The sequence below is a fragment of the Amycolatopsis sp. NPDC058278 genome (assembly GCF_042881395.1).
In the GTDB taxonomy this organism is placed as follows: domain Bacteria; phylum Actinomycetota; class Actinomycetes; order Mycobacteriales; family Pseudonocardiaceae; genus Amycolatopsis.
Window position 1 is genome coordinate 38,232 of sequence record NZ_JBHVXZ010000080.1, and the last position, 7,481, is coordinate 45,712.

Consider the following 7,481-nt stretch of genomic DNA (forward strand, 5'->3'; position numbering starts at 1 on the left):
CGCCTCGGCGGTCCCGGAGGTCAGCGGCGGTCGTAGTCGACCGCGACCTCCGGGGTCGTCGCGCGGGAACGGCACGTCAGGATCCGCCCCGCCGCGACGTCGTCCTCGGTCAGCGCGTACCGGACGTCCATGTCCACCTGGCCGTGTAGCAGCGTCGCACGGCACGTGCCGCACGCGCCGCCGGTGCACGAGTACGGCACCTCGTACCCGGCCCGCAACGCCGCGTCCAGGACCGTCTCCCCGGCTTCGGCCGTGACGCACGTCGTCGTGCCGCCCAGCGTCAGCGCCACCTTCGCCGGCGTGCCCGCCGGGTCGCGCAGGGGCGCCGCGCCGCGGAAGAGTTCGAAGTGGACGTTCTCCTCCGGGACGTCCGCGTCGGCCAGGGTGCGGCGGGCCAGTTCGGTCAGGCCGCGCGGCCCGCACAGGAACCACTCGTCGACCTTCGCCGGGTGCAGCCGGTTCTGCAGCAGGGCGCGCAGCCGCGTCCCGTCGAGCCGCCCGCGCTGGTAGCGCTCGTGGGAGATGGCGAGCGCCTCGCCGACCGCGTCGAAGTGGCGCGGCCGGTGCGCGTGCAGGTCCGGGTCGCGCTCGTCGGTGCGGTAGTGGACGACGTGCAGCCGGCCGCCGAACCCGTCGGCGAGCGCGCTCAGCTCCGCGGCGAACAACGTCGTCGCGCCCGACGTGTTGACGTACAACAGCGTCGCCCGGCTGTGCGGCTCCGCGGTGAGCGTGCTGACCAGGATGGACAGCACCGGCGTGATGCCGCTGCCCGCGGCCAGCGCGACGTAGTGCGCGGTCCGCGCCGGATCCGGGGTGAGCGTGAACGCGCCGGAGGGCGGCAGGACGTCGAGGAAGTCGCCCGCGGCCAGCGTCGTGGTCGCGAAGCCGGAGAACGCCCCGCCGGCCCGCCGCTTCACCGCGATCCGCAGCTCGCCCGAGTCCGCCGGTGCGCAGATCGAATACGTCCGCCGCACGGGACGGCCGTCGACCACCGCGCGGACCGCCACGTGCTGGCCGGGCGAAAACCGGAACTCCGGCGCCAGGTGCGGCGGGACGTCGAAGGTGATCGCGACGGCGTCCGCGGTCAGCGGCCGGACCTCGCGGACCCGCAGCCGGTGGAACCGGCTGGGACCGAGCGGTGGCGGCTCCGGGCACGGCTCGTGGTCGCCGAAGTCGTCGGCCAGCCGCCGCCACGCGCGGTACTCCGCCGGGGTCAGCTCCCGGCCCCACGCCGTGATGATCGGGACGTCGCGGGCGAGGTAGGCGTCCCGGTTGTCCCGCCACGCCCGCAGGTAGCGGTAGAACGGCACGGCGGGGTGCAGGTGGTGCACCAGGTGGTAGTTCTGGAACAGCATCATCGGCGTCACCAGCCACTCCAGCCCCACCCGCACCCGCGTGGTGCCGAACTTGTCGCGCGGCTTCGCCTCGGGGAGGCCGTGGTGGGGCAGCCAGTCGAACCACCACGCCAGCACGGCCAGCCCGATCCGCTGCGGCAGCAGGTAGCCCAGCAGCAGTTCCCGGCCGTGGCCGCAGGCGATCAGGATCGCGGCCGCGACGAACGCCAGCGACAGCAGCACGATCGTCTCCGCCCGCTCCGGCGCCGGCCGGGTGCGCACGCGGGCGGTGTAGAAACGCGCGTACCAGAAGTCGATGGTGAGCCAGCGGAACGGCAGCGACCACCAGGCTCCCTGCGACGTCCACGCGTCGGGATCCGTGTGCGAGTCCGCGTTCGTGTTGCGGTGGTGTTCACTGTGGATGAACCGGAGCAGCGGGAACGACGCGTACGCCGCGACGAACGGCATCGCCAGCCGGCCGAGCACTTCGTTGACCCATGTCAGCTTTCCTGCGGCGTGGTGGGCGGATTCGTGCACCACGGTGAACATCGTGAAGGTGACGATCGCGTGCAGCGGCACTGTGAACACCGGCGGCGCGATCCCGGCCAGCAGCAGCCAGGTCGCCGTGGCCCACAGCGCGGCACCGCCGGCGAACAACAGGAGCGTCGGCACGGACAAGCGGGGCAACGGGATGCGGGGCGAGGGCACCGAGCGCGGGGCCGGCACGCCGGCCGCCGGCGCGGTCGCGGACGTCCGGGAGCCGCGCGGCGGGGTATCGACGACGGGCATCGAGCGGTCTCCTCGGTCGAGAAGCTCCTGGCGAGGCGGGAGTCACCGTAGACAACCCGCCGAGGTTTGTAAACGTTGCGCCACGCTCCGAAAAAAGGTCTGGTCCAGCGGAACGCAAGCGGCAGGTAAGCTGGCCGTGTGAAGGCCGTCACCCACCCCGCCCCGGCGCGCACCCGGGACCGGCTGCTGGACGCGGCGGCCGGCCTCATCGCCGGCGAGGGCTGGGCCGCGGTGACGATGGGCAAGCTGGCCGCGCACGTCGGCGTCAGCAGGCAGACCGTCTACAACGAACTCGGCTCCAAGGCCGAACTGGCCGAAGCGTTGGTGCTGCGCGAAACCGAGCGCTTCGCCGAGCGTGTTGGCGAGGTCGCCGCCGCCCACCCGGGCCGTCCCGTCGACGGCGTCACCGCCGCGTTCCGCCAGACCCTCGAAGCGGCCCGGGTGAACCCGCTGCTGCTGATCGCGCTCGGGTGCCCGAAGGGCGGCTCGGACGACTTCCTCCCGCTGCTGACCACCCGGCCCGAGGGCGTGCTCGAGCGCTCGGTCGACACCGTCGCGGCCCTGTTCGCCCGGTGCTACCCGGAGGCCGGGCTGACCCTTTCGGAGTGGACCGTCGCGGTCGAGGCCATCGTCCGGCTGCTGCTGTCGCACCTCGTGCAGCCCAGCGGGTCGGTGGCGCACGCGACCGGCCAGATGCGCTGGGTGATCGGCCGGATGCTGGGCGCCTGACCGCGCAGGTGGCCCCCGGCCCGGTGGCGCAGGCCACTGGCCTAGACTCGGACGTCCCGGCCTGCAGGTGAGGCGGGGCCATTTCCGCAGGATTGTCCACCACAATCGTTACCGCTCGAGGAGAAGACCTTGAAGAGCACCGTCGAGCAGCTCAGCCCGACGCGAGTCAAGATCAATGTCGAGGTGCCGTTCGACGAGCTCAAGCCGAACTTCGACCGCGCCTACCGCAAGATCGCCCAGCAGGTGCGCATCCCGGGCTTCCGGCCCGGCAAGGCGCCCGCTCGCGTCCTGGAAAGCCGGATCGGGCGTGGCCCGGTGCTCGACGAGGTCGTCAACGAGGCCATCCCGGCGAAGTACATCGAGGCCGTCCGCGAGAACGAGGTCCGCACGCTCGGCAACCCCGAGTTCGACGTGACCAAGCTCGAAGACCGCGACGTGCTCGAGTTCACCGCCGAGGTCGACGTGCGGCCGGAGATCGAGCTGCCCGACCTGGACGGCTTCGCGATCACCGTCGACGACGTCGAGCTGACCGACGCGGAGGTCGACGAGCAGCTCGACGAGCTGCGCGCCCGCTTCGGCACGCTGACCGGCGTCGAGCGCCCGGCCGAGACCGGCGACTTCGTCTCGATCGACCTGGCCGCGACCGTCGACGGCGAGGCCGTCGAGGAGGCGAGCACCACCGGGCTGTCCTACGAGATCGGCTCCGGCCAGCTCGTCGACGGCATCGACGAGGCGATCGTCGGCGCGAGCGCCGGCGAGACCAAGTCGTTCACCACCCAGCTCGTCGCCGGGGAGCACGCCGGCAAGGACGCCGAGGTGACGGTGACCGTCCAGTCGGTCAAGACGCGCGAGCTGCCCGAGGCCGACGACGAGTTCGCCCAGATGGCCAGCGAGTTCGACACGATCGAAGAGCTCAAGAACGACCTGCGCGAGCGGCTCGGCCGCGTCAAGAAGATGCAGCAGGGCGTCCAGGCCCGCGACAAGGTGCTCGACGAGCTCCTGGAGCGCACCGAGGTGCCGATCCCGGAGAAGGTGCTCGACGCCGAGATCGAGAACCGCAAGCACGACGCGATCCACCCGTTCGACCACGACGAGGCCCAGTTCGCGCAGGCCCTCGAGGCCGAGGGCCGCACGCTCGAGGAGTTCGACGCGGAGACCCGCACCGAGTCGGAGAAGGCCGTCCGCACGCAGCTGCTGCTGGACACCATCGCCGACAAGGAAGAGGTGTCGGTCAACGACGGCGAGCTCACCGAGCGGATCATCTACCAGGCCCAGCGCTTCGGGATCAGCCCGGACGAGTACGTCCAGCGCGCCCAGCAGTCGGGCCAGCTGACCGCGATCTACGCCGACGTGCGCCGCGGCAAGGCCCTCGCCTCGGTCGTCCGGAAGACGACCGTGACCGACGGCTCCGGCGCCGAGGTCGACCTTTCGGAGCTGTTCGGCAGCGACGAGGCGGCCACCGACGCGGCAACCGAAGAGACGCAGGTCACCGACGAAACGGCGAAGACTCCGGCGGAGTGAAGCTGTGAGCGAACTTGGGCGGTGTCAGGCATTCTGCACCGCCCAAGTTCGTTAGGGTCGGATACAAGATCTCAAGCATCTGAAACGACAGCGGCGGCCGTCAGCACCGGGCCGCTGCCGGCGAAAAGGCAGGCAGACGTGACGCAGCACACGCCCGAGGCGCGGACCGGCACCGCAGGGCTCACCCTCACCGACTCGGTGTTCGAGCGATTGCTCCAGGAGCGCATCGTCGTCCTCGGTTCCGAGGTCAACGACGAGATCGCCAACCGCATCACCGCGCAGCTGTTGCTGCTCGACGCCGACGACGCCGAGTCCGACATCCGCTTCTACATCAACTCGCCGGGCGGCTCGGTCACCGCCGGGTTCGCCATCTACGACACCATGCAGCTGATCCGCCCGGACGTCGCGACCTACGCGATGGGCATGGCGGCCTCGATGGGGCAGTTCCTGCTCTCTTCGGGCACGCCGGGCAAGCGCTATTCGCTGCCGCACGCGCGCATCCTGATGCACCAGCCGTCGGCCGGTGTCGGTGGCACGGCGTCGGACATCGCGATCCAGGCGGACCTGTTCAACAAGTGGAAGCGCGAACTGGCCCAGATCACCGCGGAGCAGACCGGGCAGACGGTCGAGCAGATCATCGCGGACGGCGACCGCGACCGCTGGTTCACCGCGCAGGAGGCGAAGGACTACGGGTTCGTGGACCACGTCCTCACCGCCGACATCGCCCGTCCGGGCTCCCGCTGAGCCCGAAGCACCAAGGAGACTTTCGATGAGCAACTTCAGGCTCCCGGGTGATGACTTCCGGGCTCCGAACATCCCCCAGTCGCGGTACATTCTGCCCTCCTACGTCGAGCGCACCAGCTACGGCGTCAAGGAGTCGAACCCGTACAACAAGCTGTACGAAGAGCGGGTCATCTTCCTCGGCGTGCAGGTGGACGACGCGTCGGCCAACGACGTGATGGCCCAGCTGCTGCACCTCGAGCACGAGGACCCGGACCGCGACATCCTGATCTACATCAACTCGCCGGGTGGCTCGTTCACCTCGCTGATGGCGATCTACGACACCATGCAGTTCGTCCGCCCGGACATCCAGACGTACTGCCTCGGCCAGGCCGCCTCGGCCGCCGCGGTGCTGCTGTCGGCCGGCACGCCGGGCAAGCGCTACGCGCTGCCGAACTCGCGCGTGCTGATCCACCAGCCGGCCACCGAGGGCACCTACGGCCAGGTCTCGGACCTGGAGATCCAGGCGAACGAGATCCAGCGGGTGCGGCGCCAGATGGAGGTCATCCTGGCCCACCACACCGGCAAGGACGCGGACCAGATCCGCAAGGACATCGAGCGGGACAAGATCCTGACCGCCGAAGAGGCCAAGTCGTACGGCATCATCGACGAGGTGCTGCCGTACCGTAAGGCGTCGGCTCTGTAGATCCGCCGGGCCGGTGTGTGTCGAGAAGACGACACACACCGGCATCCTGGTTTAGGGTCGTCCTCTGACGTGCTCCCGGAGCTCGTGGGTGTTCCCGCTCGCGGCATCGGACGGGTACCGTCAGTGGCAATGCGTGAGGCTCCGCTCGGTCACCCCTGACCGGGGGTCGCACCGTCGCAACACACGTCAGGCGCGGAAACCCGCGCCGGAGGGGACGAGGTCAACGGCCATGGCACGGATCGGTGACGGCGGAGACCTGCTGAAGTGTTCTTTCTGTGGGAAGAGCCAGAAGCAGGTGAAGAAGCTCATTGCCGGCCCCGGGGTCTACATCTGCGATGAGTGCATCGACCTCTGCAATGAGATCATCGAGGAGGAGCTGGCCGAAGCCGGCGACGTCAAACTCGACGAGCTGCCCAAGCCCGCCGACATCCACGAGTTCCTCGAGCAGTACATCATCGGGCAGGAAGACGCCAAGAAGACGCTCGCGGTAGCGGTCTACAACCACTACAAGCGGATCCAGGCGGACGACAAGGCCGGGCCGAAGGACTCCAAGGAGGAGTCGGTCGAGCTCGCGAAGTCGAACATCCTGATGCTCGGCCCCACCGGGTGCGGCAAGACCTACCTGGCGCAGACGCTCGCGAAGCTGCTCAACGTGCCGTTCGCCATCGCGGACGCCACGGCGCTGACCGAAGCCGGCTACGTCGGCGAAGACGTCGAAAACATCCTGCTCAAGCTCATCCAGGCGGCGGACTACGACGTCAAGCGGGCCGAGACCGGGATCATCTACATCGACGAGGTCGACAAGATCGCCCGCAAGAGCGAGAACCCCTCGATCACCCGGGACGTCTCCGGCGAGGGCGTCCAGCAGGCGCTCCTGAAGATCCTCGAGGGCACCACGGCCTCGGTCCCGCCCCAGGGCGGCCGCAAGCACCCGCACCAGGAGTTCATCCAGATCGACACGACGAACGTGCTGTTCATCGTGGCCGGTGCGTTCGCCGGGCTGGAGAAGATCATCAACGAGCGGGTCGGCAAGCGCGGCCTCGGCTTCGGCGCGGAGATCCGCACCAAGTCCGAGATCGAGGAGAGCGACGTCTTCTCGGACACCATGCCCGAGGACCTGATCAAGTTCGGGCTGATCCCGGAGTTCATCGGCCGCCTCCCGGTCGTGGCGACGGTGAACCACCTGGACAAGAACTCCCTGGTCAACATTCTCACCCAGCCCCGCAACGCCCTGGTGAAGCAGTACAAGAAGCTCTTCGAGATGGACAACGTCGAGCTCGAGTTCACCAAGACCGCGCTCGAGGCCATCGCCGACCAGGCGGTCCTGCGCGGGACCGGTGCCCGCGGGCTGCGTGCGATCATGGAAGAAGTGCTCCAGCCGGTGATGTACGACATCCCGAGCCGCGACGACGTGGCGAAGGTCGTCATCACCGAGCAGACCGTCCGGGAGAACGTGAACCCGACGATCGTCGCCCGGCAGCCGACACGGCGCGCGCGCAGCGAGCGCGGCGAGAAGTCGGCCTGACGCGCCGGGCGTCTCCGGGCCGCCCGGCCCGGAGACCCGACAGGAAAGCAGAATTACTGCTGACTCCTTCCCGGGATCGGGGGCCGCACCGGGCGGCGGCGTGCAAGCGCCCGCGCCGCCGGCCCCGGAACCCCCCGGGACCACCCCGGCCCGCCCG

Annotated in this window: 6 protein-coding genes; 5 read left to right on the plus strand and 1 reads right to left on the minus strand. The window is 69.7% G+C overall.

The features are described 5' to 3' along the window. Positions 1-20: 20 nt before the first annotated feature. Positions 21-2,123, minus strand: coding sequence for a fatty acid desaturase (locus ACFVYA_RS33075; protein ID WP_387050624.1), 2,103 nt, complete (start codon positions 2,121-2,123; stop codon positions 21-23). A 138-nt stretch (positions 2,124-2,261) separates the two neighbouring features. On the opposite strand from ACFVYA_RS33075, the gene ACFVYA_RS33080 reads away from it, so the two are divergent. The 5 genes from ACFVYA_RS33080 (at position 2,262) to clpX (ending at position 7,324) form a co-directional block, all read left to right on the plus strand. Continuing rightward, on the plus strand, positions 2,262-2,852 hold the full coding sequence (locus tag ACFVYA_RS33080; RefSeq protein WP_285985192.1) for a TetR family transcriptional regulator: 591 nt from the start codon (positions 2,262-2,264) through the stop codon (positions 2,850-2,852). A gap of 129 nt (positions 2,853-2,981) precedes the next feature. Beyond that, entirely contained in the window at positions 2,982-4,373 is a 1,392-nt protein-coding gene (gene tig / locus ACFVYA_RS33085) for a trigger factor (RefSeq protein ID WP_285985191.1), read from the plus strand. Positions 4,374-4,511: 138 nt separating this feature from the next. Beyond that, complete coding sequence (locus tag ACFVYA_RS33090; protein ID WP_285985190.1) at positions 4,512-5,117, plus strand: ClpP family protease; 606 nt, start codon at positions 4,512-4,514, stop codon at positions 5,115-5,117. A gap of 25 nt (positions 5,118-5,142) precedes the next feature. Further along, positions 5,143-5,799: an ATP-dependent Clp protease proteolytic subunit gene (locus ACFVYA_RS33095; RefSeq protein ID WP_285985189.1), complete on the plus strand. Its 657-nt coding sequence runs from the start codon at positions 5,143-5,145 to the stop codon at positions 5,797-5,799. A gap of 229 nt (positions 5,800-6,028) precedes the next feature. Beyond that, entirely contained in the window at positions 6,029-7,324 is a 1,296-nt protein-coding gene (clpX, locus tag ACFVYA_RS33100; RefSeq protein ID WP_387050627.1) for an ATP-dependent Clp protease ATP-binding subunit ClpX, read from the plus strand. Positions 7,325-7,481 lie beyond the last annotated feature (157 nt).

Excerpts from the sequence above, each read along its gene's own strand:
- ACFVYA_RS33075 (WP_387050624.1), bottom strand. The coding sequence starts at position 2,123 with ATGCCCGTCGTCGATACCCCGCCGCGCGGCTCCCGGACGTCCGCGACC.
- ACFVYA_RS33095 (WP_285985189.1), top strand. The coding sequence starts at position 5,143 with ATGAGCAACTTCAGGCTCCCGGGTGATGACTTCCGGGCTCCGAACATC.
- clpX (WP_387050627.1), top strand. The coding sequence starts at position 6,029 with ATGGCACGGATCGGTGACGGCGGAGACCTGCTGAAGTGTTCTTTCTGT.